This window comes from Streptomyces sp. NPDC002701 (assembly GCF_042889045.1).
Lineage (GTDB): Bacteria > Actinomycetota > Actinomycetes > Streptomycetales > Streptomycetaceae > Streptomyces.
In genome coordinates this window covers 115,847-140,681 of sequence record NZ_JBIAQL010000018.1, presented here as the reverse complement: position 1 = coordinate 140,681, position 24,835 = coordinate 115,847, and the positions used below count along the sequence as shown (strand labels likewise).

The 24,835-nt window shown below is 72.5% G+C and carries 22 protein-coding genes; 15 read left to right on the top strand and 7 right to left on the bottom strand.

From position 1 onward, the window contains the following. Nucleotides 1–95 precede the first annotated feature (95 nt). From ACFYXC_RS32945 to ACFYXC_RS32905, 9 genes are all read left to right on the top strand, one after another. A complete protein-coding gene (locus tag ACFYXC_RS32945) occupies nucleotides 96–1,457 on the top strand; it encodes a PhoX family protein (protein WP_389555802.1) in 1,362 nt (453 codons plus the stop codon). 96 nt (nucleotides 1,458–1,553) lie between these two features. Then, nucleotides 1,554–2,447 carry a PPK2 family polyphosphate kinase gene (locus ACFYXC_RS32940; RefSeq protein WP_389555800.1) on the top strand — a complete coding sequence of 298 codons (894 nt, stop codon included), beginning with the start codon at nucleotides 1,554–1,556 and terminating at the stop codon, nucleotides 2,445–2,447. Nucleotides 2,448–2,511: 64 nt separating this feature from the next. Next, on the top strand, nucleotides 2,512–3,333 hold the full coding sequence (locus ACFYXC_RS32935; protein ID WP_389555798.1) for a polysaccharide deacetylase family protein: 822 nt from the start codon (nucleotides 2,512–2,514) through the stop codon (nucleotides 3,331–3,333). Nucleotides 3,334–3,443: 110 nt separating this feature from the next. Beyond that, nucleotides 3,444–4,304 carry an aldo/keto reductase gene (locus tag ACFYXC_RS32930; RefSeq protein WP_389555796.1) on the top strand — a complete coding sequence of 287 codons (861 nt, stop codon included), beginning with the start codon at nucleotides 3,444–3,446 and terminating at the stop codon, nucleotides 4,302–4,304. Nucleotides 4,305–4,432: 128 nt separating this feature from the next. Then, nucleotides 4,433–5,179, top strand: a complete 747-nt coding sequence (locus ACFYXC_RS32925; RefSeq protein WP_389555794.1) for a peptidyl-tRNA hydrolase — start codon at nucleotides 4,433–4,435, stop codon at nucleotides 5,177–5,179. Between the two features lie 134 nt (nucleotides 5,180–5,313). Then, nucleotides 5,314–6,108 (top strand): DUF4142 domain-containing protein, encoded by a 795-nt coding sequence (locus ACFYXC_RS32920; RefSeq protein ID WP_388908067.1) that lies wholly within the window; start codon nucleotides 5,314–5,316, stop codon nucleotides 6,106–6,108. A 158-nt stretch (nucleotides 6,109–6,266) separates the two neighbouring features. Beyond that, on the top strand, nucleotides 6,267–7,589 hold the full coding sequence (locus tag ACFYXC_RS32915; protein ID WP_389555792.1) for a DUF692 domain-containing protein: 1,323 nt from the start codon (nucleotides 6,267–6,269) through the stop codon (nucleotides 7,587–7,589). 232 nt (nucleotides 7,590–7,821) lie between these two features. After that, a complete protein-coding gene (locus tag ACFYXC_RS32910; protein WP_389555790.1) occupies nucleotides 7,822–8,592 on the top strand; it encodes a TIGR04222 domain-containing membrane protein in 771 nt (256 codons plus the stop codon). Nucleotides 8,593–8,744: 152 nt separating this feature from the next. Beyond that, entirely contained in the window at nucleotides 8,745–10,313 is a 1,569-nt protein-coding gene (locus tag ACFYXC_RS32905; RefSeq protein ID WP_389555788.1) for an alpha/beta hydrolase, read from the top strand. 283 nt (nucleotides 10,314–10,596) lie between these two features. On the opposite strand, the gene hemQ is transcribed toward ACFYXC_RS32905, so the two are convergent. Both hemQ and hemG read right to left on the bottom strand, forming a co-directional pair. Beyond that, nucleotides 10,597–11,328, bottom strand: a complete 732-nt coding sequence (hemQ, locus tag ACFYXC_RS32900) for a hydrogen peroxide-dependent heme synthase (RefSeq protein WP_389555786.1) — start codon at nucleotides 11,326–11,328, stop codon at nucleotides 10,597–10,599. Between the two features lie 4 nt (nucleotides 11,329–11,332). Further along, a complete protein-coding gene (gene hemG / locus ACFYXC_RS32895) occupies nucleotides 11,333–12,838 on the bottom strand; it encodes a protoporphyrinogen oxidase (RefSeq protein WP_389555784.1) in 1,506 nt (501 codons plus the stop codon). A 184-nt stretch (nucleotides 12,839–13,022) separates the two neighbouring features. Between hemG and ACFYXC_RS32890 the strand changes: the two genes are divergently transcribed. Then, complete coding sequence (locus tag ACFYXC_RS32890) at nucleotides 13,023–14,060, top strand: DUF4349 domain-containing protein (RefSeq protein WP_389555783.1); 1,038 nt, start codon at nucleotides 13,023–13,025, stop codon at nucleotides 14,058–14,060. A 50-nt stretch (nucleotides 14,061–14,110) separates the two neighbouring features. After that, nucleotides 14,111–15,511, top strand: coding sequence for an FAD-dependent oxidoreductase (locus ACFYXC_RS32885; RefSeq protein WP_389555781.1), 1,401 nt, complete (start codon nucleotides 14,111–14,113; stop codon nucleotides 15,509–15,511). A 101-nt stretch (nucleotides 15,512–15,612) separates the two neighbouring features. Here the strand turns inward: ACFYXC_RS32885 and ACFYXC_RS32880 are convergent, their stop codons facing one another. After that, nucleotides 15,613–15,981: a hypothetical protein gene (locus tag ACFYXC_RS32880; RefSeq protein WP_389555779.1), complete on the bottom strand. Its 369-nt coding sequence runs from the start codon at nucleotides 15,979–15,981 to the stop codon at nucleotides 15,613–15,615. A 102-nt stretch (nucleotides 15,982–16,083) separates the two neighbouring features. Between ACFYXC_RS32880 and ACFYXC_RS32875 the strand changes: the two genes are divergently transcribed. Next, on the top strand, nucleotides 16,084–16,893 hold the full coding sequence (locus tag ACFYXC_RS32875) for a rhomboid family intramembrane serine protease (protein ID WP_388908085.1): 810 nt from the start codon (nucleotides 16,084–16,086) through the stop codon (nucleotides 16,891–16,893). A 96-nt stretch (nucleotides 16,894–16,989) separates the two neighbouring features. Here ACFYXC_RS32875 and hemE read toward each other — a convergent pair whose 3' ends face one another. Beyond that, entirely contained in the window at nucleotides 16,990–18,057 is a 1,068-nt protein-coding gene (gene hemE / locus ACFYXC_RS32870; protein WP_389555777.1) for a uroporphyrinogen decarboxylase, read from the bottom strand. A gap of 226 nt (nucleotides 18,058–18,283) precedes the next feature. On the opposite strand from hemE, the gene ACFYXC_RS32865 reads away from it, so the two are divergent. The 3 genes from ACFYXC_RS32865 (at nucleotide 18,284) to ACFYXC_RS32855 (ending at nucleotide 21,494) form a co-directional block, all read left to right on the top strand. Next, entirely contained in the window at nucleotides 18,284–18,910 is a 627-nt protein-coding gene (locus tag ACFYXC_RS32865) for a DUF3000 domain-containing protein (RefSeq protein WP_388908372.1), read from the top strand. A gap of 489 nt (nucleotides 18,911–19,399) precedes the next feature. Then, on the top strand, nucleotides 19,400–20,062 hold the full coding sequence (locus ACFYXC_RS32860; RefSeq protein WP_055514175.1) for a response regulator transcription factor: 663 nt from the start codon (nucleotides 19,400–19,402) through the stop codon (nucleotides 20,060–20,062). 145 nt (nucleotides 20,063–20,207) lie between these two features. Continuing rightward, a complete protein-coding gene (locus ACFYXC_RS32855; RefSeq protein WP_389555776.1) occupies nucleotides 20,208–21,494 on the top strand; it encodes an HRDC domain-containing protein in 1,287 nt (428 codons plus the stop codon). Nucleotides 21,495–21,618: 124 nt separating this feature from the next. On the opposite strand, the gene ACFYXC_RS32850 is transcribed toward ACFYXC_RS32855, so the two are convergent. The 3 genes from ACFYXC_RS32850 to ACFYXC_RS32840 are packed head-to-tail and all read right to left on the bottom strand — an operon-like array spanning nucleotide 21,619 to nucleotide 24,727. Beyond that, complete coding sequence (locus ACFYXC_RS32850; protein ID WP_389555775.1) at nucleotides 21,619–22,458, bottom strand: carbohydrate ABC transporter permease; 840 nt, start codon at nucleotides 22,456–22,458, stop codon at nucleotides 21,619–21,621. After that, a complete protein-coding gene (locus ACFYXC_RS32845; RefSeq protein ID WP_389555773.1) occupies nucleotides 22,455–23,411 on the bottom strand; it encodes a carbohydrate ABC transporter permease in 957 nt (318 codons plus the stop codon). The genes ACFYXC_RS32850 and ACFYXC_RS32845 overlap by 4 nt, the downstream gene beginning before the upstream one ends. Then, a complete protein-coding gene (locus tag ACFYXC_RS32840; RefSeq protein WP_388908096.1) occupies nucleotides 23,411–24,727 on the bottom strand; it encodes an ABC transporter substrate-binding protein in 1,317 nt (438 codons plus the stop codon). Before ACFYXC_RS32840 ends, ACFYXC_RS32845 begins: the two co-directional genes overlap by 1 nt. Nucleotides 24,728–24,835 lie beyond the last annotated feature (108 nt).

The window sequence follows — 24,835 nt, the reverse complement described above, 5'->3', positions numbered from 1 at the left end:
GAACAGCACGCTACGCGCGTGGTTCACGTGGTCACGGCCGCGTGATACACACAGGCGGGTCACATTCTCCTGTCCGCCAACAGGAAGGCTGCCCCATGTCCGCAACACGACGCGAAGTGCTGGCCCGCTCCGGTGCACTCGGAGTGGGCATCGCCTTCACCGGTGCCGTGTCCGAACTCTTCACGGGTACGGCCGCCGCGCTGGGCCACTCCGGCTACGGCCCCCTGCTCCCCGACCCGAAGGGCCTGCTCGACCTGCCGAAGGGTTTCCGCTACCGGGTGCTGTCCCGCGAGGGCGAACCGCTCCGCTCCGGTGAGGGCCCGGTGCCGAGCAACCACGACGGCATGGCCGCCTTCGGCGGCAGACACGGCCGCGTCCACCTGGTCCGCAACCACGAGAACCGCAACACCGGGAGGATCCCGGTCCCGGCGGTCGACGGCCTCACCTACGACCCGGCGGGCAAGGGCGGCTGTACGTCGCTGACCCTCGACGCGCACGGGAACGTGGTCGGCGAGCGGGTCTCGATCGCCGGTACGGCCGTCAACTGCGCGGGCGGGCCCACCCCGTGGGGCACCTGGCTCACCTGCGAGGAGACGGAGGACAGGGCCGGCACGAACGGCTACACCAAGGACCACGGCTTCGTCTTCGAGGTCGACCCGGCGGACCCGCGCCGCACCGGAGCGGTGCCCCTCACCGCGATGGGCCGCTTCCAGCACGAGGCGGTGGCCGTCGACCCGCGGCGCGGCATCGTCTACGAGACCGAGGACGCCTTCCTCAAGCCCTTCGGCCTCTTCTACCGGTTCCTGCCCGAGAAACCGGAGGGCGGGCGCGGTTCGCTGCGCGCGGGCGGCCGGCTGCAGGCGATGCGCGTCCCGGGCGTACCGGACCTCTCCTCGATCCAGGAGACCGGTGCGGCCTTCGACCGTGTCGAGTGGGTCGACGTACCCGACCCGCTGGCGGCCGGGACCCCCATCCGCGACCAGGACTTCGGCCCCCGGGGCGTCACCCACGCGCAGAAGCTGGAGGGCTGCTACTGGGGCGGCTCCTGCGTGTACTTCGTCTCCTCCTTCGCCCGCAGCAGCGAGGGCTCGGCGGCGGACCACTACGGCCAGATCTGGCGGTACGACCCCGCTGCCCGGCGCCTCACCCTCGTGGTCGTCTTCGGCCCGGACACGGACGTACAGCTGCCGGGCGAGTCCCCCGACAACATCTGCCTCGCGCCCAGCGGCGGCCTGATGGTGTGCGAGGACGGCGGCGGGGCACAGCACGTGTACGGCGTGACCCGGCGCGGCGAGGTGTACCCGATGGCCCGCAACCGCCAGAACATCGGTACCCCGGACGCCCCGGAGTGGGGCGAGTTCGCGGGCGTCACCTTCTCGCCCGACGGCAGGACGATGTACGTGAACTGCTACACACCGGGTACCACGTTCGCGGTGACGGGTCCCTGGCACAGGTAGCCGTCCGCCCGTGACGCCGGCGGGAGCGGGGGCCGTGGAACGCGGCCCCCGCTCCCGCCGCGCAGGACCGAGAGAGCCGCCCCGGAGGGACACACGATGACCGAGCAGGACAGCGGGGAGCCGCAGCACGAGGTCGAGGACACCGCCATGCGGGACCTGCTGCGCGTGCCCGTCGGAGAGAGGATCGCCCTCTCCTCGTACGACGCCTCGGCGACCCCGGGTGGCGCCCTGGCCCCGAGGTCCAAGACCGACGGCCGCGAAGCCATCGCCCGGATGGGCGAACCCCTCGCCGACCTCCAGGAACGCCTCTGGGCGGCGAGCACCGCCGGTGACCGCCGCCGGATCCTCCTGGTCCTCCAGGGCATGGACACCAGCGGCAAGGGCGGCACGGTCAAGCACGTCGTCGGCCTCTTCAACCCGGTCGGCTGCCGTGTCCGGGCGTTCACGGCCCCGACCCCCCGCGAGCTGCGGCACGACTTCCTCTGGCGTGCCAGGAAGCGGCTCCCCCGGCCGGGCGAGGTCGGCATCTTCGACCGCTCGTACTACGAGGACGTCCTCATCGGCCGTGTCCGCGAACTCGCCCCGCGCACCGAGATCGAGTCCCGCTACGGCCGGATCGGCGACTTCGAGCGGTCCCTCACCGACGACGGTGTGACGGTCGTGAAGTGCTTCCTGCACATCTCGTACGAGGAACAGCGCCGCCGCCTGCTGCGCCGGCTGGCCGACCCGGGCAAGCACTGGAAGTTCAGCCCCGCGGACATCGACGACCGTGCCCTGTGGCCCGCGTACCAGGAGGCGTACGAGATCGCCCTCGAACGCTGCGCCACGGAGGCCACCCCCTGGTACCTCGTCCCCGCCGACCGCAAGTGGTACCGCAACTGGGCGATCAGCCGCCTCCTCCTGGAACACCTGAAATCCATGGACCCGCAGTACCCGAAGGCCACCTTCGACGTGGAGGCGTCCCGGGAACGACTGCGGGAGGAGGACTGAGCCGGAGTGGACACCCGGCGGCATATGACCGGTTTTTCGTATTGGTACGGTTAATGTCACCGGCGTGAACACCTTCATGCGGAGAGTCGCCGCGGTCTGTGTGCCGGGCCTCGTCGTCCTCGCGGCCTGCGGCGCTCCCGAGGGGTCCCGGGGCGCCCTGGCGCCGCGGCCCGCCGGCAGTGCCCCGTCCCCGCCGCCGACCCTCGCGCCCGGTCCGGGCGGGCTGACGCCCGTGTTCACGAGGGCGTCCCGGGCGCGTGGGAGGACCGTCGCTCTGACCTTCGACGCCGACATGACGGCCGGCCAGGGGGAGCGGGCGGCCGCCGGGGAGCGTTTCGACAATCCCCGGCTGATCAGGACGCTGCGGCGGCTGAAAGTACCGGCGACCGTGTTCATGACGGGGCGCTGGGCCGAGGAGTACCCCCGGCAGGCACGGGCCATCGGGAGTGATCCGCTCTTCGAGGTCGCGAACCACTCCTACAGCCACCACGCCTTCACCGAGGACTGCTACGGCCTGCCGACGGTCCCCGTGGCCCGGATGCGGGCGGAGGTGGAGCGGGCGTTCGCCGCGTTCCGCGCGGCCGGGATCGCGCGTCCGATGCCGTACTTCCGCTTCCCCGGCGGGTGTCACGACCGCCGGGCGCTCAAGGCGCTCGGTGCCACCGGCGTGACGGCCGTGCAGTGGGACGTGGTGAGCGGGGACGCCTTCGCGACGGACGCGGCGGCCGTGGCGCGGCAGGTGCTGGACGGGGTGCGGCCCGGTTCCGTGGTCGTCATGCACTGCACGCGCAGCGCGGCTCCGGCCACCGAGGAGGCCCTGCGCACGATCGTTCCCGAGCTGCGCGGGCGCGGGTACCGGCTGGTGAAGGTGTCGGAGCTGATCTGAGCACCATTCATCGTCGTCGCCGCACAAACCGATCGCATTCTTTTGTTGGACGGCAAAAACGTCACGGTGGAGGCTGGGACGTACCGCACGAGTCCCCAGGAGGAACCTTCATGCAGACACGCACCATCGGTGACGTCCGGGTCGGAGCGATCGGTCTGGGCGGCATGCCCATGTCCATCGAGGGGCGCCCGGACGAGGAACGGTCGGTCTCGACGATCCATGCGGCGCTGGACGCGGGCGTCACGCTCATCGACACCGCCGACGCCTACCACCGGGACGCGAGCGAGGTCGGCCACAACGAGTCCCTGATCGCGCGGGCCGTCGCCTCGTACGGCGGCGACACCTCGGACGTGCTCATCGCGACGAAGGGCGGCCACCTGCGTCCGGGCGACGGCTCCTGGACACTGAACGGCTCGCCGGAGTACCTGAAGAAGGCGTGCGACGCCTCGCTCGGACGGCTGGGTGTCGAGGCCATCGGGCTCTACCAGTTCCACCGGCCGGACCCCGAGGTCCCCTACGCGGAGTCGGTCGGCGCGATCCGCGACCTGCTGGACGCGGGCAAGATCCGCTTCGCGGGCGTCTCCAACGCGAACCCCGAGCAGATCCGGCAGGCGAACGAGATCCTCGGGGGCCGGCTGGTGAGCGTGCAGAACCAGTTCTCGCCCGCCTTCCGTTCCAGCGAGCCGGAGCTGGAGCTGTGCGCGGAGCTCGGCATCGCGTTCCTGCCGTGGAGCCCGCTCGGCGGCATCGCGAAGGCCGGGGAACTGGGCTCGCGGTACGCCGTGTTCGCGGACGTGGCGAAGGAGCACGGGGTGAGCCCGCAGCAGGTGTGCCTGGCGTGGATCCTCGCGAAGGCGCCGGTGACGCTCCCGATCCCCGGTTCCTCGCGCCCGGAGACCATCCGCGACTCGGTCGCCGCCACGGAGCTGCGGCTGTCGCGGGAGGAGCTGGCCCGCCTGGACGCGGCCTGAAAGATGCGCGGTTCTCCGCTCCCCTGGACGCCCGGGGACGCGGGGAACCGCGCGATCAGCCCCCGCGGGCCCGCGCCCGCATACCGGCCCGCCCCCGTACCGGTCCGACCCGCTGGCAGACTGGGGACGTGAGCAGCGACGAGACGACCACCGCGGCGGACGCCGGAGCCCAGGACAGCCCCTTCCCCCGCGAGCGGACCGCCCGCGACGAGGCACCGCAGTTCGTGCTGCCGCTGGTCGTCCGCATCGAACGCGGCGATCCGCCGGCGCGCACGGACGCCCTGGAGACCGCGGCCCGCGCCGTCCTGGTCCTCCTCGGCGACGAGCGGGCGAACGGCGACGGCGAGTGGGCGCAGGCCGTCCGGGACTGGCAGGACGCCCGGATCCGCAAGGTCGTCCGCCGGGCCCGGGGCGCCGAGTGGCGCCGGGCCGAGGCACTGCCCGGCATCACCGTCACCGGCGGGTCGGCCGAGGTCCGCGTCTTCCCGCCGGTCCCGCTGGACGGCTGGCCCAAGGACCTGGCCCGGCTCCAGGTCTCCGGCACGGACCTCGACGACCCGCGGCCCCCGGCGGACCCCGACGCGGCCACGCCCGTGCTGTGGCTGAGCCCGGACCTGGACATGTCGGCCGGCAAGGCGATGGCGCAGGCGGGTCACGGTGCCCAGCTGACCTGGTGGGAGCTGTCGGGCGAGGACCGGTCGGCCTGGCGCGGGGCGGGCTTCCCGCTCGCCGTCCGCACGGCCGGTCCCGAGCGGTGGGAGCAACTCGTCACCAGCGGACTGCCGTTGGTGCGCGACGCCGGCTTCACGGAGATCGCGCCGGGCTCGTGCACGGTCGTGGCCGACCACCCGGCGCTGCGCCTCGACCGCCGGTAGCCGGACGGAACTGTGCGGGCACTGTGACGCAGCAGACATGAACGACTGAACACTTCGGCCGTCCCGTACGTATCTTCTGGCGCTGGCCAAGTACAGATTCCCAACGACCAGTTGGTATATCCCGGGAGGCACCTTTGCGGCGTATCAACGGTACGGCCCTCGTCATCGTGGCACTAGTCGGCACACTCGGCGCGCTCGCGTTCCCCGTGTGGTCGTACGCCGACCGCGCCGGTACCGGGCCGGCGAACCTCGCCGCCGGGACCGTACCCACACGCTGGGGCCCGCTCACCGCCTCCGACCGTGACCTGATCGTCCGCGTGCGACTCGCCGGGCTGTGGGAACTGCCCGCGGCCCAGCAGGCACTCGAGCGCACCCCGAGCGGCGCGATGCGGGAGGCCGCCGACCACCTGATCGTCGGCCACACCGACCTCGACAAGCGGGTACGGGTGGTCGCGCGGGACCTCGGCGTCGAACTGCCGAACCAGCCCACCGAACAGCAGCAGGGCTGGCTGCAGCAGATGACCAACGCGAGCGGCAAGGACTACGAGAAGGTCTGGGCGAACCTGCTGCGCTCCGCGCACGGCAAGATCTTCCCGGCGATCGGGGCGGTACGGAACCAGACGCGCAACTCGCTGGTCCGGCAGCTCGCCTCGGACGCCAACCAGACCGTGCTCGACCACATCACGGTGCTGGAGAAGACCGGCGCGGTCGACTTCGAGGCGATCGCCAACGACTCGGTGGCCGGCACCACGGCCAGCCCGTCCGGCCCGCCGCCGCCCGCCAGCGGGGTGGTCCCGCCCTCGGCGCCGCCCGCCGAGGCGACCGGCGACATCGACACCACGTCGCGGCCCTCCCCCGGCGAGCCGGGCACGGTCAACACGAACCGGCCCGATCCCGGGGACCCGGAGGCCACCGCGTCCCCGCAGTAGGGGCGGGCGCCCGCCGGAACCTCAAATGTTGCTCTGAACGTCCCCGCCGATGGGTTCGGCCCCGCTCGTCGGGGCCATGACCCGGTCACGCCGGAACACAGGTCCGTCGAAGGAGACGACACACAGGTCCTGGTGACACCGCGGTGGAGGAGGGGACGATGAAGCACTTGGGTACGGGCATCGGGTGGCGGCCGGAGATCGCCGATGCCGTGGAGCGCATGCCGGGCATCGACTGGGTCGAGGCCGTCGCCGAGAACGTCTGCCCGGGGCATCTCCCCGACTCGCTGGTGCGGCTGCGTGAGCGCGGCGTCACGGTGGTTCCGCACGGGGTGTCGCTCGGGCTCGGCGGCGCCGACCGCCCCGCCGAGGGGAGACTCGCCGACCTGGCGGCCCGCGCCGAGGCGCTCGGCTCCCCGCTGGTCACCGAGCACATCGCGTTCGTCCGGGCGGGCGGCACGCTGACCGCCTCGCCGCTGCTGGAGGCCGGCCATCTGCTGCCCGTCCCCCGCACCCGGGACGCCCTCGACGTCCTGTGCGAGAACATCCGTATCGCCCAGGACGCGCTGCCGGTGCCGCTCGCCGTGGAGAACATCGCCGCGCTGATCGCCTGGCCCGGCGAGGAGATGACCGAGGGGCAGTTCCTGTACGACCTGGTGGACCGCACCGGCGTACGGCTGCTCATCGACGTGGCCAACCTCCACACCAACCACGTCAACCGCGGCGAGGACCCGGCCCGGGCCCTCGACGAACTGCCCGTCGAGGCCATCGCGTACGTCCATGTCGCCGGTGGCTTCGAGCGCGACGGCGTCTGGCACGACAGCCACGCGCACGCCGTGCCGCCGGCGGTCCTCGACGTCCTCGCCGAACTGGCGTCCCGGGTCCGCCCGCCGGGCGTGCTCCTGGAGCGCGACGAGAACTTCCCCGAGCCGGCCGAACTGGAACGCGAACTGATCACGATCCGCGAGACGGTGGACAAGGCGTCCGCCACCGCCGGTTCGGGGTCCGGCGGCGGACAGGCCGGCTGCTCCCATGGACCCGTCGGTGCTCCCGACACCGGGCCCGCCCGGCAGCGCCTCGCCCTCGCGCAGGCCGCGCTGCTGTCCGCGCTCGTCGCCGGGACGCCCGTGCCCGAAGGGTTCGACCGGACCCGGCTCGCCGTGCAGGCCCGCGCGCTGGCGGGCAAGCGCGCCGACGTCGTGGCCAAGGTCGCGCCGGAGCTGCCGGAGATCCTGGCCGGGACCTACCGGAAAGCCTTCCTGGCGTACGCGCACGGCCACCCCATGACCGACGGCTACCGGCGCGACGCGCTGGACTTCGCCGCGTACCTGCTGTTCGACGGGCGCGTCGAGGACACCGAGGTGCGGCGGAGGCTGGGCGACTGGTGGCTGGAGCGGTCGGGCCCCGCACCCCTGTCGCGGCGCCCGGCGGCCCGGCTGGCACGCGCCACGCGCCGGGTCCTGCTGCGGCACCGAGCGGCGTGACGGATCCGTCCGAACCCGTACCGTTCCGGTCGTACGCGGACCGGTCCGGCACGGGAGCGGCCACGCCGAGCGGAGGAGCGGGCGAAGGACGCAGGGACTTGAACACCGACCCGGACACGAAACCGCAGTGCTCGGACGAAGGCCGACGCGAAGCGTCACGCAACGGCGACGCTTCGTCCACATGGTGAACAAGCCGTGGCGCGGCCGGCCCCGCTTCGCATAGAAATCCCGCATGTTCTGGGTGCTTCTCCTTCTCCTGGCCTGGGCCGCGGCGGGCACGGCCTGTACGCGCCTGTGCCTGGCCTCCGTCCGCGCCGCCGCCGCGGACGACGCGCACGCGCCGGACGGACGGGGCCTGACGCTCTACGAGGCGGCGTTCCTGTCGGGCGGACCCGCGCGGGTCGCCGATCTGACGCTCGTGTCGATGGCCCGCCAGCGCCGGCTGCTGCTCGCCCACACGGGCTGGGCGACCGTCGTCGACCCGACCGGCCGGGACGAGATGGAGCGCTCGGTCCTCGGCGCGATAGGCCCGGACGGACAGTCGCGGATAGCGCCGGTCCGTTCGAGCGCGGCCGCCGCGGAATCCGTACGCGTCCTGGCCGACCGGCTGGTGGCGGCGGGCCTCGCCGTACCGGACGGGGCCCGCACCACCGTCGCGGGTGCCGTGCGCCAGGTGCGGTCGGCCGCGGCCGCCGTCCTGGTGCTGGGCGCCGTGGCACTGCTGATGCCCTCCGAGGCCCAGCACGAACGCGCGCTGGTGGCCGTCTGGTTCGCCCTCCCCCTGATCCTCACGATGAGCTGTCTCGCCATCGCCCGGATCGAGGTCCACCCCTACACCCGCTGGGCGTCCCCGGCCGGTCAGCGCCTGCTCGGTGCCCTGACCCGGCGCGCGGACACCGACAGCGACGACCGTACGTACCTGACGACCGTGGCGGTACGGGGTGTCCGCGCGGTCGGCGAACCGGACCTGCGGGCGGCCTTCGGCCACAGCGGACCGTACTGAGCCGCACGCCGGGCGTGCACCCGGGGGCGCCACGGGTGCGTGCCGGGCGCGCATCGGGGTCAATGGGCCGACACCCGCGGGCCGGTGCTTTACTTCGCCAAGTACCGGACGAAACATCCCCTTTGTTGCTGCCGTGCACTGAAGGGAAAGCGATGCGAGCTGCCGCGCTCTACGGAACAGCCGGGTCCCTGGTCCTGACCGCAGTCGTCGCCGCGCCTGCGGGCGGCGCGCAGACCTGGACCGGCGCGGCCGAGCGGCACGGCACGGCGGTCGCCGCCGAACGCGCCGCCGCCGAGGGCATCCGCTTCGGGACCTGCTCCGAGGAGCAGGACACCCCGGGCACCCTGCAGTGCGGCACGGTGACGGTCCCGCTCGACTACGCGCACCCCGACGGCAAGAAGATCAGACTGACCGTCAGCCGGGTGCGGGCGACCGGAAAGCACGGCGGGCGGTCCGTGCCCCGGCAGGGCGCCCTCGTCTACAACCCGGGCGGGCCCGGCGCGTCCGGCATGTACTTCCCGCTGATCGGCATGGTCCCGGAGTGGAAGCGCATCGCGTCGGCGTACGACCTCGTCGGCTACGCCCCGCGCGGGGTGGGCCGCTCGGCGCCGCTGTCCTGCCAGGACCCGGACCGGCTCGCCAAGGGGCCGACCCAGTCGCCGACACACCCCTCGGAGGCGTACAAGAGGGAGCGCATCGCCCGGGCCAAGGCTTACGCGCGGGGCTGCGTCCAGCGTTCGGGCCGGGAGATCAGGCACTTCTCCTCCGTCAACAACGCCCGCGACCTGGACGTCCTGCGGGCCGCCCTGGGCGAGCGGAGGCTGACCTTCATGGGGGCGTCCTACGGCACGTACTTCGGGGCCCTGTACGCCGAGTTGTTCCCCTCGCACGTGCGGCGGATGGTCCTCGACTCGGTGGTGAACCCGGACCCGGCGAAGGTCTGGTACCGCAACAACCTCGACCAGTCGGCCGCCTTCGAGACGCGCTGGGCCGACTTCCGCGTCTGGACGGCCAAGCACCACGAGGTGTACGGGCTGGGCCGCACGGCGGAGGAGGTGGCGCGCAGCTACGAGCGGGCCAAGGCCCGGCTCGCGGCCGAGCCCGCGGGCGGGGTGGTCGGGCCGGGTCAGCTGCAGGGGGCGTTCCTGCAGGCCGGGTACTACGACGACCACTGGCCGCAGCGCGCGCTGGCGCTGTCCGCGTATCTGAAGGGCGACCCGAAGCCGCTGGTCCGGCAGGCGGGGCCGCATCCGGACGCGGCGCGGGAGCGGGAGAACGGCAGGGCCGTCTACACGGCGGTCGAGTGCAACGACGCGCCCTGGCCGCGGGCCTGGCACACCTGGGACCGCGACAACACACGTCTCGCGCGCGTGGCGCCCTTCGAGACCTGGGACAACGTCTGGATGAACCTGCCGTGCGCGTACTGGCCGCTGCCGCGCCGGCAGCCGCTCGACGTCCGCACGTACCCCGGTGAGCTCGCGCCCACGCTCATCCTGGCGGCCGAACGCGACGCGGCCACGCCGTACGCGGGCGCGCTGGAGATGCACCGGCGGTTGTCGGGCTCCGCCCTGGTCACCGAGCGGGCGTCGGGCACGCACGGCATCGGGGGCGGCCCCAACGCCTGCGTCAACGCCCACCTGGACGCGTACCTCCTGGAGGGCCGCCTCCCAGCGAAGCCCGCCTCCTGCGCCCCCCACCCAGAACCAACCCCGACCCGCTAGGGGCGCGCCCTTCAGGGGCGCGAGGAACTGCGCGACAAGCCCCCACCGGGCCGCGGCCGGAACACGGCCCCTCCGCGGCCCGCAGGGCAGGGGTGCCCGACGCCGTATGACCGCCGGCAGGCGATACGTGGCTGAGCGCGCAGTTCCCCGCGCCCCTGAAGGGCGCATCCCGGGGGCGCGTCTAGGGGCGCGGGGAACTGCGCGACAAGCCCCCACCGGGCCGCGGCCGACGCACAACCCCTCCGCGGCCCGCAGGGCGAAGGGTGCGCGCCCCTATGGGGCGCTACGCCAGCCCCGCGATCAGCTCCGGCACGGACTTGCGGCGGCCCGTGTAGAACGGGACCTCCTCACGGACGTGCATACGGGCCTCCGACGCCCGCAGATGCCGCATGAGGTCGACGATGCGGTACAGCTCGTCCGCCTCGAAGGCGAGGATCCACTCGTAGTCGCCGAGGGAGAACGACGCGACGGTGTTCGCCCGCACGTCCGGGTAGCCGCGGGCCATCTTCCCGTGGTCGGCGAGCATCCGCCGCCGGTCCTCGTCCGGCAGCAGATACCAGTCGTACGAGCGCACGAACGGGTACACGCTGATGTAGTCGCGCGGCGTCTCGTCGGCGAGGAACGCGGGCACGTGCGAGCGGTTGAACTCCGCCGGCCGGTGCAGCGCCATGTTCGACCAGACCGGCTCCAGGGCGCGGCCCAGCTTCGTACGGCGGAAGAGGTTGTACGCCTCCTGCAGCTGGTCGGCCGTCTCGGCGTGCCACCAGATCATGACGTCGGCGTCGGCGCGCAGCCCCGACACGTCGTAAGTGCCACGGACCGTGACGTCCTTGGCGGCGAGCTGGTCGAACAGCTCCTGCACCTCGTCCGCGTAGCCGGCCCGGTCCTCGGGCAGCACGTCACGCAGCCTGAACACGGACCAGAGGGTGTAACGGATGACCTCGTTGAGGTCCTTGGCCTTCTTGCCGGCGTTCGGGGTCCTGGCCTGGCCGGTGGTGGGGGCGTCGTCACTCATGGGGCTATTCTCCCGCTCCGCCGTGCAGGCTCTGCACCGGGTGCGCGATCAGGGCGTCGAGGAGCCGGTCGTCGCCCCGCAGCCCGTCCACGGCGGCGTTCGCGCTCGCGACGCACGCCGGGATCCCCACGCCGTCGTACGCCGCCCCGCACACGGCGAGGCCCGGCAGCCTGCCGACGTGTCCGCGGATGCGGGCCACGCGCGCGTGGTGCCCGACCGGGTACTGCGGCAGGCCGTCGTCCCAGCGCGTCACCCGGGTCTCCAGGGGCTCCGCGGTGAGGCCGGTGGCCTCGCGCAGGTCGTGCCGGGACACGTCGACGAGGTCGGCGTCCTCGCGGCCGAGGATCTCCGTCTCCCCGTACCGGCCGACGGACGTCCGCAGGACCACCACGTCCGGGTTCTCCTCGGCGATCCAGCCCCACTTCTGGGACGCGAACGTCGACGCCTTGATGGTCCGCCCGTCGACGGGCGGCACCAGGAAACCGCTGCCCGCGGGGAGCGCGGTCCCGGCACGGCGGTAGGCGAGGGTGATCAGCGCCATGGACGCGTACTCGACGGCCGCGAGCTCGGCCGCGGCGGCCGGCGCCTCGGCGGAGAGCAGCGCGGCCGCGGCGCCGGCGGGCACCGCCACGACGACGGCGTCGGCCCGCAGCACCCGCTCCCCCGCGACGACCCGCCAGCGACCGCGCGTACCGGGGCCGGCCGCGTCGCCCTCGACGCGCCGCAGCTCCGTCACCGGTGCGCCGGTGACGATCTCGCCGCCCCGGGCGCGCACCGACTCGGCGACCGCGAGCGGCAGCCGGCCGACGCCTCCCTCGATGCCCATGAAGACCGGTCCCGGCTGCTGGTTCCGTGCCGCCTTCGCCTGGATCCCGCGGACGGCCTCCGTGAGCGAGGCGTGCGTCCGGGCCGCCTCGAAGAGCTGGGGGACGGCCGAGCGCATCGAGATGCGGTACGCGTCGCCCGCGTAGACACCGCCGAGGAGCGGCTCGACGAGGCGGTCGACGACCTCGCGGCCGAGGCGCTCCGCGACGAAGGCGCCCACGGCCACGTCGTCGCCGACCTCCGTGCGCGGCAGGTCCCGGTCGCGTCCGACGCGGCGCAGACCCTCGTCGGAGAGGACTCCGGAGAGGGCGGCGGCGTCCGCCGGGACCCCCATGACGTGCCCCTTGGGCATGGGCCTGAGCTCCCCGCGCGTCCAGATCGAGGCGCCCGCCGTGGCGGGCGTCCTGAGCCGGTCCGCGAGGCCCACCTCTCGGGCGAGCGCCACCGCCTCGGGCCGTCGCGCGAGCATCGACTCGGCGCCGAGGTCGACCCGGGCGCCCGCGATCGCGCCCGGCAGCAGCTTGCCGCCGAGCCGGTCCGAGGCTTCCAGGACGGTCACGCGGACGCCGCCGCTCAGCAACCGGTGGGCGGCGGCCAGACCGGCGATGCCGCCCCCGACGACGACGACGTGTGCCGTGTCCGTACCCGTGCCTGCGCCCGTACCCGTACGTGTGTCTGCGTGCATGGCTCCACTGTCCCAGACCTGCCCGCGCTCCCCCGGGGCCCCCGGCCACCGTGCGGGCGTCCTGGACGGTGTCCCCGGCGAGTCCGGACCGTGACCTCTTCGGGACCGGATCCGGCCAACGTCCCGCGGGGCTCGGGCGTCGAAGGAACGTCAGTCATCACGACACCTTCGGGGGGTAGCCGACATGCAGACGCGCGGCAGCGACACGACCAGGTACCGAGCACGAGCCCGAGCCCGAGCCCGCGGCCGGGGCCGACCCGCACAACCTGCCCAGCTCCTCTCGGCGCTGCTGCTCGCCGCCGCCCTCGCCCTCACCGGGTGCACCGGCGCGGACGACACCTCGGGCTCGGGCGCCGACAAGAAGGCCGCGGGCCCGGCCCGGGAGGCCGACGCGGGCGGGGGCGCGGCGCGCAGTGACGCCGGCGGCGCGGAGGGGGCCAAGGGCGAGCAGGCGGCCGCGCCCACCGGACCGACCACCCACATCGTCCACACCGCCTCCCTGACCGTGCAGGTCAAGGACGTGCCGAAGTCGCTCGCCGAGGCCCGCACCGTGGTCGAGAACGCGGGCGGCATGGTCGGCGACGAGACCACGGACCGTGACACGAAGGGCCGCGAGCGCTCCCGGGTCGTCCTGCGCGTCCCGGCGGACGCCTATGAGGAGGTGCTCAGGCGACTGGAGGGGTCGGGCCGGCTCGTCGACCGCAGGGCGAAGGCGGAGGACGTCACGGAGCAGGTCGTCGACGTGGACAGCCGCATCACGTCCCAGCGGGCCAGCGTCGCGCGCATCCGCGAGCTGATGGACCGGGCCACCAAACTGAGCGACGTCGTCACCCTCGAAGGCGAGCTGAGCACCCGTCAGGCCGACCTGGAGTCGCTGCTGGCGCAGCAGGCGTCCCTGAAGGACCGTACGAGCCTCGCCACCATCACGCTGTCGCTGTCGCAGACGCCGGTGAAGAAGGCCGTCGAGGACGACGAGCCCGGGTTCGCGGACGCGCTCGGCGGCGGCTGGGACGCGTTCGTCACCATGTTCCGCTGGATCGCGCTGGCGCTGGGCGCGGTGCTGCCCTTCCTGGTGGGCACGGCGCTGCTGCTGTTCCTCTGGGCGCGCTTCCTGCGCGGCCGCACGCCGGGCGGCGCGGCCGCTGCGGCTTCGGGCGGCACGGGCACGGGCTCGCTCCCGGTCGCGCCGCCCGTCCGGAACGAGCGGGACGACCAGGACTGAAACGGCGGGACGGCCAGGACTGAAATGGGCGGGCCCCGTAGCGTGTTCGCATGAGCATGAGCCGCGAGAACCGTGCGAAAGAGCGTCTGGTCGTCGTCGGAGGGGACGCGGCGGGCATGTCCGCCGCGTCCCGGGCGCGCCGGCTGAAGGGCCCCGCCGAGCTGGAGATCATCGCCTTCGAGCGGGGACACTTCAGCTCCTTCTCGGCGTGCGGCATCCCGTACTGGGTGGGCGGTGACGTCGCGGAGCGGGAGCAGTTGATCGCGCGGTCGCCCGAGGAGCACCGGGAACGCGGGATCGACCTGCGGATGCGTACGGAGGTCACGGAACTCGACGTCGAGGGCGGCCGCGTGCGCTCCCGGGACCTGGAGTCCGGGGCCGAGGCGTGGACCTCGTACGACAAGCTCGTGATCGGGACGGGCGCCCGTCCGGTGCGGCCGCCGCTGCCGGGGATCGACGCCCCCGGGGTGCACGGGGTGCAGACCCTCGACGACGGACAGGCCCTCATCGACACGCTGAGCCGTACGGAGGGGCGCCGCGCGGTCGTCATCGGCGCCGGCTACATCGGCGTGGAGATGGCCGAGGCGATGATCAACCGCGGGTACGGGGTGACGGTCGTCAACCGTGGCCGGGAGCCCATGGCCACGCTCGACCCGGACATGGGGCGCCTGGTGCACGACGCCATGGAGGGCCTGGGCATCGAGATGGTGAACGACGCCGAGGTCACCAAGATCCTCACCGGCCAGGACGGCCGGGTCCGGGCGGTCGCCACGGAGGACACCGAGTACCCGGCGGACGTGGTGATCCTGGGCATCGGCGTCCGGCCGGAGACCACGCTCGCCGAGGCCGCGGGGCTGCCGCTCGGCGACCACGGAGGGCTGCTGACGGACCTCGCCATGCGGGTGCGCGGCCACGAGAACATCTGGGCGGGCGGCGACTGCGTGGAGGTTCTCGACCTGGTCTCGGGCCGCGAACGCCACATCGCGCTGGGCACCCACGCCAACAAGCACGGCCAGGTGATCGGCTCGAACGTCGCCGGGGGCTACGCCACGTTCCCGGGGGTCGTCGGCACGGCGGTGAGCAAGGTCTGCGACCTGGAGATCGCCCGCACCGGCCTGCGCGAGAAGGACGCCCACCGGGCGGGCCTGCGGTTCGAGTCGGTCACCGTGGAGGCGACGAGCCGCGCGGGTTACTACCCGGGCGCCGACCCCATGACGGTGAAGATGCTCGCCGAACTGCGCACCGGCCGCCTCCTGGGTGTCCAGATCGTCGGCGGCGAGGGCGCCGGCAAGCGCGTGGACGTCGCCGCGGTGGCCCTCACCGCGGGCATGACGGTGGGACAGATGACCTCGCTCGACCTCGGTTACGCCCCACCGTTCTCCCCGGTCTGGGACCCCATCCTGGTGGCAGCCCGCCAGGCGGTGACAGCGATCCGAAAGAGCGCCTCGTAAGGGCGCCCTTCAGGGGAGCGGGGAACTGCGCGCCGAGCCCCCACCGGCGGCCGGCCGAACCGGGCGCTCAACCACCCCTACGCCCCCAGGCCCCTGGGCTCCTACGCCCCCTGCGCCCCGTTGATCTTCTCTATGGCCTGCCGGGCCTGCTCCCCCGGCGTCCGCGACAACGACGAGACCGAGGAGACCTGAGGCGGCCCGCCCACGGCGGGCGCGGCCGACGCCGCCGGCATGGCCGAGGCCGGCATGGCCGATGCGGCGGCCGGCCGCGCATGCGACCCCACCTGCCGCCCCCGCAGCCGATGGCTCGCGGCCTCGTCCAGCGTCACGGGCCGCTGCATGCTCGCGGCCAGCCGGCCGGCCTCCTGGCCGAGCGCGGCCACGTCCTCCCAGGACAGCCTGAGTACCACGGCGAGCTCCGCCTCGCCGTCGGGCGTGGCGATCAACGGCTGAGTGACTCGGTCGTTCATGGCCTGTTCCTCACGTCCTGCTGGGATCACGGGCGGTCGCCGAGACATACGCACGCGGCCGCGCCACCGTTCAGACTCCCCGAACGGGGGCAGGAATCCCTCGTGGTCATACCCGTGCACGACGTGAACCCCGCACGCCGCACCCCGTACGTGACGTACACACTGATCGCCGCCAACCTCGCGGTCTTCCTGATCACTCCGGGTGCTCTCACCGGCGGGAGCGGTCTGTCGCAGCTGTGCCATCTGCAGGCGTTCCTGGACCAGTGGGCGGCGGTGCCGAGGGAGCTGATCCACGGGCAGGTCCCGACGACCGTGCCGACCGGGGAGGTGGGCGTCGGCTCCGGCGGCGCCGGCTGTGTCGTCGGTCCGCCCGGCTACGACAAGTCGCCGCAGCTCTCGGTGCTCACGGCGATGTTCCTGCACGGCGGCTGGGTGCACCTGCTGGGCAACATGCTCTTCCTGCTGATCTTCGGCAACAACATCGAGGACCGCCTGGGCCACCTCCGCTTCCTGCTCTTCTACGGGGCCTGCGGCTACGCGGCGGCGTACGGCTTCGCCCTCGTCAACGCCGACTCCACGGAGCCGCTGATCGGCGCGTCGGGAGCGATCGCCGGGGTGCTGGGCGCGTATCTGGTCCTCTACCCACGGGCCCGGGTCTGGGTCCTGGTGCCGTTCCTGGTCTTCCTGCCGCTGCGGCTGCCCGCCTGGATCGTGCTGGGCTTCTGGTTCGGGCTCCAGGCGGTGTACTCGTCCGGCAGGGGCGTCTCCGAGGCCGGCACGGTCGCGTACGTGGCCCACGTGGTCGGCTTCCTGGCCGGCATGCTCCTGGCCTGGCCCCTGCGCCGCGGCACCCCGCCCCCACCGGAGCCCCGGGGCCTGCTGTGGGGCAGGAGGGCCCGCCCCCGCTGGTAGCCGACCCGTGCTTCGGGGGCGCCCCCGAAGGGGCGCGGGGAACTGCGCGACAAGCCACGACGCACCCGCACCCGCACCCGCACCCGAGAGGCGGCCCTACCGGGCCGAACGCTCGTGCACGTACTCCACGAGCCGGGTCAGCGCGTCCGGGTCCATCGACGGCAGCACCCCGTGCCCGAGGTTGAACACGTGCCCCTCCAGCCCCGCGGCCGCGTCGAGCACCTCCTGCGCCTTCTCCTCCACGACCTCGGTGGGGGCGAAGAGCACGGCGGGGTCGAGGTTCCCCTGCAGGGCCCGCCCCTGCCCGACCCGCCGGGCGGCCTCGTCCAGCGGCACCCGCCAGTCGACACCGACGACATCCGCCCCCGCCTCGCCCATCAGTCCGAGCAGTTCCCCCGTACCGACCCCGAAGTGGATGCGCGGCACCCCGTACCCCTCGACGGCCCGGAAGACCTTCTCGGAGGCGGGCAGCACGGACCGCCGGTAGTCGGCGGGGGCGAGCGCGCCGACCCAGGAGTCGAAGAGCTGGACGGCGGAGGCGCCCGCCTCGATCTGCACCTTCAGGAAGGCGGCCGTGATGTCGGCGAGCCGGTCGAGCAGGTCGGCCCAGAGCTGCGGGTCGCCGTACATGAGGGACTTGGTGTGCTCGTGGTTGCGGGACGGCCCGCCCTCCACGAGGTAGCTGGCGAGGGTGAAGGGCGCGCCGGCGAACCCGATGAGGGGCGTCGGGCCGAGCTCGCGGGTGAGCAGCCCGATGGCCTCGGTGACGTAACGGACGTCGTCGGGCGTCAGCGCGCGCAGCTGGTCGAGGTCGGCGCGGGTGCGGATCGGCTTCTCGACGACGGGCCCGACCCCGGGCTTGATGTCCAGGTCGACGCCGATGGCCTTGAGCGGGACGACGATGTCGCTGAAGTAGATCGCCGCGTCCACCTCGTGCCGGCGGACCGGCTGGAGGGTGATCTCCGCGACGAGCTCCGGCCGCATGCAGGACTCCAGCATGGGGATGCCCTCGCGCACCTTCAGGTACTCGGGCAGCGAGCGCCCGGCCTGCCGCATGAACCACACGGGCGTGTGCGGTACGGGTTCACGCCTGCACGCCTTGAGGAAGGCGGAGTCGTAGGTCGCGGTCGGCGGCTGGCCCTTGGGGCGGTCAATGGCGCTCACGACGAAAAGTCTCGCACGGTCCCGGGGCGCCGGGATCCCGGGTGCCGAGCGGGCTCGCCCGGCACCCGTGCCTGCGCGAACCGGCGCGTGCGGGGGCGCTTTTCGGCAGCGTGATCCGGACAGTGGTCCGGCGCACGGGTGTCTCTCCCTGCGCCGAGGCTCCGTTCCCCTTAATCTTCCCCGCATGGCTGCGGCTCAGGGACGACTGACGGACGGCGCTGGCGGAATGGACGACCCGAAGGAGGGGGAACGGGATGCGACGGAGGCGGCTCCGCTGCCTTTTCGGGCCGCCGTCGACGCGCTGAGGGCCGCGCGGCTGCGGCCGCAGATCGAGATCGATCCGACGAAGGCACCGCGACGGCTCGCGCCGTTCGCGTACGCGCTGGAGGCCGCGGTCGTCGACGGTGACGAGGATCTGGCGGACGGCCGTCTCATCCTGCTGCACGATCCGGCCGGGCACGACGCCTGGCAGGGCTCGTTCCGGCTGGTGACGCTGATCCGCGCGGAGCTGGAGCCCGAGATGGCCGCCGACCCGCTGCTCCCCGACGTGTGCTGGTCGTGGCTGACGGGCGCGCTCCAGGCCCGCGGCCTCTCGTGCGGCGAGCCGAGCGGCACGGTCACCCGGGCCAGCTCCCACTACTTCGGCGGTCTCTCGGAGCGTCCCGCGGCGTCGCAGATCGAGATCCGCGCCTCCTGGACCCCGCGCGAGGGTCTGGGCGGTGTCCCCGACACCGCTTCGCACCTGGCCTCCTGGTGCGACCTCCTCGCCCAGGTCGCCGGCCTCCCCCCGGCGGCCCCCGGCGACGCCTCGGTCGTCACCCTCCCGCAACGGCGGGGCCCACAGACCCGCTGACCCGCAGACCCGCTGACCGCTCCGGCGGCCCACACCTTCAGCGGCCCACTCCGAAGCCGCGCCCCTCCACCGAGGGGCGCGGCTTCGTCCGTGCGTCCGGCACCCGTCGCCCGCCGCACGCGGTCAACCTCCGGCCGCGTCACCCCCTCGGAGGTCCCGACGGAGGGTGACCGGCCGCGCGACCACCGCCGACACGCCTCGGCGGCCTCCCGGGACCCTCCCGAACCCGCCTCGGCCTGCACGAAAACACGTTTGCCCTTTTATCGATACGACCACTTTCAGCCCTGTATCGAAGCGGACCGGACTCGTTTTGATCTTCGGATGATCGCTCGTGCGTCCGAATTGCACGCATTATTACTCACCACATCGTGATCATTCTCTAAAGGCGAACGTGTTTGATGCCGAAGACCTCTGTGACCTTGAAAGCACGGTTCGTCCCGGCTTCACCCCCCACAGCCGGTCCCCCCGTCCCGCACCCCAGGAGGCCTGGTGTCCGTTCTCCTCGAGCAGCCCGCAAGCCTGGTCGCCTACCGCCCGAACAAGCCGACCGCGATGGTGGTCGTGGCCGACCCCCGCGTGCGCTCCACCGTCACCCGCCACCTGTGGGCGCTCGGTGTTCGCGACGTGATCGAGGCTTCGTCCGTCGCGGAGGCTCGTCCCCGCATCGGCAACCCCCGCGACATCTGTGTCGCAGACGTCCATCTCCCCGACGGCTCCGGCCTCACCCTCCTGTCCGAAACCAGAGCCGCGGGCTGGCCGAACGGCCTGGCCCTGTCCGCAGCCGACGACATCGGTGCCGTACGCAACGCCCTCGCGGGCGGCGTCAAGGGCTACGTCGTCACCGGCACCCGTACGAACGTCGGGCTCCCCACCCGGCCGGGCGTCGCCCCCATCGGCTCGGCCGCCGCCCGTATGCACCGCCGCCCCCCGGGTTCCCCGAGCCACCCGGGTGGCTACCGCGAGCTGTCCGGCCGTGAGGTCGAGGTCCTTCGTCTGGTGGCGGAGGGCCAGTCGAACAAGGCCATCGGCGTCTCGATGGGGCTGTCCGCGCTGACCGTCAAGAGCCACCTCGCCCGTATCGCCCGCAAGCTCGGCACGGGCGACCGCGCCGGCATGGTCGCGGTGGCCCTGCGCACCGGAATCATCCACTGACCACCCACGTGACCGCCCCCTCCGTGTGAACCAGGACGCTCCACCGGTACGGGATTCACCGACCTGACTGGTTTACGCCCCTACGACGCCCGTCGACGGAACGTTCCGTCGACGGGCGTCGTCCATACACGGATACCCTTGACAGGTGACCGACGCCCAAGAGACCGCAGCAGACAGTTCACTGCGAACCACCGGAGGCGCTCCTCCGGACGACGTCGAACCGGCGCCGATCCCGTTGCTGGAGCCCCGCGACGGAATTCCGCCGGTGATCGCCGACGAGGACGCGCTCGCCGAGATGATCGCCGCGTTCCGGGCCGGCACCGGTCCCGTCGCCGTGGACGCGGAGCGGGCGTCCGGATACCGCTACGGCCAGCGCGCGTATCTCGTACAGCTGCGCCGCGAGGGCGCGGGCAGCGCGCTGATCGACCCCGTCGCCTGTCCCGACCTGTCGGGCCTCGGCGAGGCGCTCTCCGGGGTGGAGTGGGTACTGCACGCGGCCACCCAGGATCTGCCCTGTCTGCGGGAGATAGGTATGGTCCCCAGTCGGCTGTTCGACACCGAGCTGGCCGGCCGGCTCGCCGGGTTCCCGCGGGTCGGCCTCGGCGCGATGGTCGAGGGCGTCCTGGGTTTCGTCCTGGAGAAGGGGCACTCGGCGGTCGACTGGTCGACCCGTCCGCTGCCCGAGCCGTGGCTGCGCTACGCCGCGCTCGACGTGGAGCTGCTCGTCGACCTGCGGGACGCGCTGGAGAAGGAGCTCGACCGGCAGGGCAAGCTGGAGTGGGCCCGCCAGGAGTTCGACGCGATCGCCTCGGCGCCTCCCGCGGAACCCCGCAAGGACCCGTGGCGCCGCACCTCGGGCATGCACAAGGTGCGCCGCCGCCGGCAGATGGCGGTCGTACGGGAGCTGTGGGAGACCCGCGACCGGGCCGCGCAGCGCCGGGACATCTCGCCGGGCAAGATCCTCGGTGACGGCGCGATCATCGAGGCCGCGCTGGCCGTGCCCGCCAACGTGCACGCCCTCGCCGCGCTGAACGGCTTCGGGCACCGCATGGGGCGGCGCCAGCTGGAGCAGTGGCAGGCGGCCGTGGAGCGGGCGAAGGCCCTGCCGGACGCCGAGCTGCCGCAGCCGGGACAGCCGGTGGCCGGGCCGCCGCCGCCCCGCGCCTGGGCCGAGAAGGACCCGGCCGCCGCGGCGCGGCTGTCCGCGGCGCGGGCCGCGGTGTCCGCCCTCGCGGAGACCCTCAACATGCCGCAGGAGAACCTGATCACTCCGGACACGGTGCGGCGCGTGTGCTGGGAGCCGCCGGTCGCTCCGGACGCGGCGTCCGTCGCCGCTGCCCTCGCCGGGTACGGGGCCCGGGCCTGGCAGGTCGAGCAGGTCACGCCGGTGCTTGTCGCTGCGCTGGCCGCCAAGGCCAAGACCAAGGAGTGAGGCTTGGCCGCCTGCCTGGGGCGCCTTGTCGCCGTTGGGAGTGCGGAGGTGTCGCGGCTACCGGCCCGTCGTGGCTTGTCGCGCAGTTCCCCGCGCCTCCAGAGGCGCGGGGCGCCTCGCGGGCTCACTTCGTCGCGCCCCTCGTGAAGCCGTTGTAGATGTAGCGCTGGAGGAAGAGGAAGACGGCGAGGGTGGGGAGGATGACCAGCACCGCGCCTGCCGAGATGTTCTCCCAGTGCGCTCCGAACGGGCCCTTGAAGCGGAACAGCGACGTTGAGATCACGCCAAGATCCTCGGACGGCATGTAGAGGAACGGGATGTAGAAGTCGTTGTAGACGGTGATCCCCTTCACGATGACCACCGTCGCGATCGCCGGCTTCAGCAGCGGCAGGATGATCTTCCGGTAGATCGTGAAGGCGTTCGCGCCGTCGAGCCGGGCGGACTCGTCGAGCGAGACGGGGATCGACCGGACGAACTGCAGGAAGATGTAGATCGAGACGATGTCCGTGCCCGTGTAGAGCACGATCGGCGCCCAGCGGCTGTCGAACATGCCGAAGCTGTCGACGATCTGGAAGGTCGCCACCTGCGTGGTCACGCCCGGTACCAGGGTCGCGACGAGGAACAGCGCGACGACCAGCTTCCTGAACCGGAAGGTGTAGCGGTCGATCGCGTACGCCGCCATCGACCCGATGATCACCGTGCCGGTGACGGAGATCAGCAGGATGAAGGCGGTGTTCCCGAACGCGGCGAGCATCCGGCCGTCCTGGAACGCCGTCACGTAGTTGCCGAAGTTCAGCGGGTCGTCCGGGAGTTGCAGCGCCCCGCTGTCGTCGGCCATCTCCCTCTCGGACTTGAGCGAGGTCAGCAGGACGACGAGGAGCGGGAGCAGGACGACCACGCTCGCGACGACCAGCGACAGATAGGTGAGGGTCCGGGCGGCCCCCCGGCGCGGGACGCGGGTCATACGAGATCCACCTTGTCGTCCGGGACGAGGCGCCGCTGCACCCAGGTCACCGCCAGGATGATCAGGAGCAGGACGACCGCGGCCGCCGAGGCGAGCCCTGTCTTGTTGAACTGGAAGGCCAGCTTCACCGTCTGGATCACGAAGGTCTCCGTGCCGGTCGCGCCGCCGGTCATGATGAACGGCACCTCGAAGGCGGACAGCGAGCCGGAGATCGAGAGGATGACGGTCAGGCTGAGCACGGGCCTGATGCCGGGCGCGATGATGTACCGGAACTGGTGCCAGCGGTTCGCGCCGTCCAGTTCGGCGGCCTCGTACAGCTCTCCGGGGATGGACTGGATCGCGCCGAGGAACAGGACGAAGTTCAGGCCCAGGTAGCGCCAGACGGAGACCCCGGCCAGCGACACGTTCGCGGACACCGGTGTGCCCAGCCACGCGTGGTCGGAGTGCACGCCGAGGAGGCTCAGCACCGAGTCGAGCGTGCCGCCGTCCTGGAAGAAGTAGAGGAAGACGAAACCGATCGCCACGCCGTTGATCAGGTACGGGAAGAAGAGCACGCCCTTGAAGAAGTTCCGGAACCGCACGTCGAAGCTCAGGACCGTCGCGAAGTAGAGGGCGACGACGATCTGCACCGCGGAGGCGGCCAGGTAGTAGCCGCTGACGAAGAAGACCTCGAACAGTTCGGGGCGGGTGAAGAGTTCGACGTAGTTCCCGGCGCCCGTGTAACCGAGTTCGGGGCTGACGCCGTCCCAGTCGGTGAAGCTGTACGCGACCATGTTGGCGACCGGTACGTACGTGAAGGTGAGCAGCAGGGCCAGCGGGGCGGCGAGGAACAGCCAGGGGGCGACGCCCCGCCGCAGGCGCAGCCGGCGCGGGGCCCGGCCGCGGGCGCCCGGCGCGCGGGCGGCGGGCGCGGCCGGCGCGCGCCGCGCCGTCTTCCCGGTGGTGTCCGTCATCAGGACCCCGCGGACTTCCGTGCCTCTTCCCAGCGCCTGCCCAGGTCGCCGAGGAAGTCGTCGAGGCTGCCCTTCCTGGCGCCGCGGGCGAGGTCGACGAGGTCCTGGCGGTAGTCGGGCTTGTAGATGCCGATCTCCGACCGGTTGTCGATCTCCTTGACCGTGGCGCCCTTGGCGTCGTCGAGCTCGATGAGCCGCACGCCGGCCTCCTCGTACGGCCGCAGCACCTCGGGCAGCGGGGTGCCCCTGACCGGGGAGAGGGTCAGGTTGTCGGCCGCGTAGCCGGACTTGTCGGTGAACCAGTCGATCCAGGCGCGGGCCGCGCCCTTGTGGTCGGAGTTGATGTTGACGGCCTGGTTGTAGTCGGGCGACATGGTCGCGCAGTGCTTGCCGTCCCGCTGGGCGGGGAAGGGCATGAAGCCGATGTCGTCCGGGTTGGCGCCGGCCTGCTTCGCCGCCGCCCGGAACTGGGTGATCGCCCAGGAGCCGAGCCACATCGTGGCGATGTCGCCCTTGGCCAGTTCGGGTTTGGAGCCTTCCCAGTTGGTGGTCGTCGGGTCCTTCTCGGCGAGCCCGCCGCGCACGATGTCGTACAGCAGGGTGTCGCCGACGCGCAGGTCCTCGCCCTTCGCCCACGGGTCGCCCTCGGCCAGTCTGCTCGTCGCCCGGGGGTCGCAGCTGACCGCGCCGTCGACGTACGTCCAGTTCGTCAGCGGCCACATGTCCTTGAAGTTCGTGTAGTACGGGATCGCGTCGGTCCTGGACCTGATGGCTTTGAGCCCGTCGACGAACTCGGCCGGTGTGGTGGGCCAGTCGGTGATCCCGGCCTCCTTCCAGACCCGCTTGTTGTAGACGAAGCCGGGGAGCGCGCCCATCGGGCTCTGTCCGTAGACCTTGCCGCCGACCGTGGTGAAGTCGGTGAACAGGTACTTCTTCGCGCGCTCGGTCCGGGTGCCGAGCGAGGCGAAGAACTTGGGGTAGTCGTTCTTCTTGATCACGGCGGGGATCATCAGCACATCGCCGTAGTTCTCGGTGTTCATACGGATCTTGACCTCGCCCTCGTAGTCCGTGAGGGCGTCGAACTCGACCTCGACCTCGGGATAGGTCTTCTTGAACTCGGCGGCGTACGACGCCATCGTGCCGTCCTGGACGAGGTCGGTCCGGTGGGTGAGGACCGTGATCGTGCCGGACACCTCGGCCGGGTCGGTGGGGGCCTTGGCGTCCGCGCCCTTCGACGTGCCTCCGCTTCCGGTACAGCCCGCGGCCAGCAGTGCGGCGGCGGCGAGACTTCCGGCGATCTTCGTGCGGCGGTTCATCTGCACCAGCTCCGTTCGGGACGGATGAGCACGAGGGGGATGGCTGGTTCCGCACTCTGACAGCCGTCGCTAAACCGGTAAAGTCCTTATTTCGCCAAGCATGCGGGA

What these genes read in the sequence shown, in the direction of transcription:
- hemG (WP_389555784.1), bottom strand. Translation starts at nt 12,838, where the DNA reads ATGCACGCAGACACACGTACGGGTACGGGCGCAGGCACGGGTACGGAC.
- ACFYXC_RS32910 (WP_389555790.1), top strand. Translation starts at nt 7,822, where the DNA reads ATGTTCTGGGTGCTTCTCCTTCTCCTGGCCTGGGCCGCGGCGGGCACG.
- ACFYXC_RS32945 (WP_389555802.1), top strand. Translation starts at nt 96, where the DNA reads ATGTCCGCAACACGACGCGAAGTGCTGGCCCGCTCCGGTGCACTCGGA.
- ACFYXC_RS32940 (WP_389555800.1), top strand. Translation starts at nt 1,554, where the DNA reads ATGACCGAGCAGGACAGCGGGGAGCCGCAGCACGAGGTCGAGGACACC.
- ACFYXC_RS32905 (WP_389555788.1), top strand. Translation starts at nt 8,745, where the DNA reads ATGCGAGCTGCCGCGCTCTACGGAACAGCCGGGTCCCTGGTCCTGACC.
- ACFYXC_RS32850 (WP_389555775.1), bottom strand. Translation starts at nt 22,458, where the DNA reads ATGACCCGCGTCCCGCGCCGGGGGGCCGCCCGGACCCTCACCTATCTG.
- ACFYXC_RS32845 (WP_389555773.1), bottom strand. Translation starts at nt 23,411, where the DNA reads ATGACGGACACCACCGGGAAGACGGCGCGGCGCGCGCCGGCCGCGCCC.
- hemQ (WP_389555786.1), bottom strand. Translation starts at nt 11,328, where the DNA reads ATGAGTGACGACGCCCCCACCACCGGCCAGGCCAGGACCCCGAACGCC.
- ACFYXC_RS32915 (WP_389555792.1), top strand. Translation starts at nt 6,267, where the DNA reads ATGAAGCACTTGGGTACGGGCATCGGGTGGCGGCCGGAGATCGCCGAT.
- ACFYXC_RS32840 (WP_388908096.1), bottom strand. Translation starts at nt 24,727, where the DNA reads ATGAACCGCCGCACGAAGATCGCCGGAAGTCTCGCCGCCGCCGCACTG.
- ACFYXC_RS32880 (WP_389555779.1), bottom strand. Translation starts at nt 15,981, where the DNA reads ATGAACGACCGAGTCACTCAGCCGTTGATCGCCACGCCCGACGGCGAG.
- ACFYXC_RS32885 (WP_389555781.1), top strand. Translation starts at nt 14,111, where the DNA reads ATGAGCATGAGCCGCGAGAACCGTGCGAAAGAGCGTCTGGTCGTCGTC.
- ACFYXC_RS32930 (WP_389555796.1), top strand. Translation starts at nt 3,444, where the DNA reads ATGCAGACACGCACCATCGGTGACGTCCGGGTCGGAGCGATCGGTCTG.
- ACFYXC_RS32890 (WP_389555783.1), top strand. Translation starts at nt 13,023, where the DNA reads ATGCAGACGCGCGGCAGCGACACGACCAGGTACCGAGCACGAGCCCGA.
- ACFYXC_RS32865 (WP_388908372.1), top strand. Translation starts at nt 18,284, where the DNA reads ATGGACGACCCGAAGGAGGGGGAACGGGATGCGACGGAGGCGGCTCCG.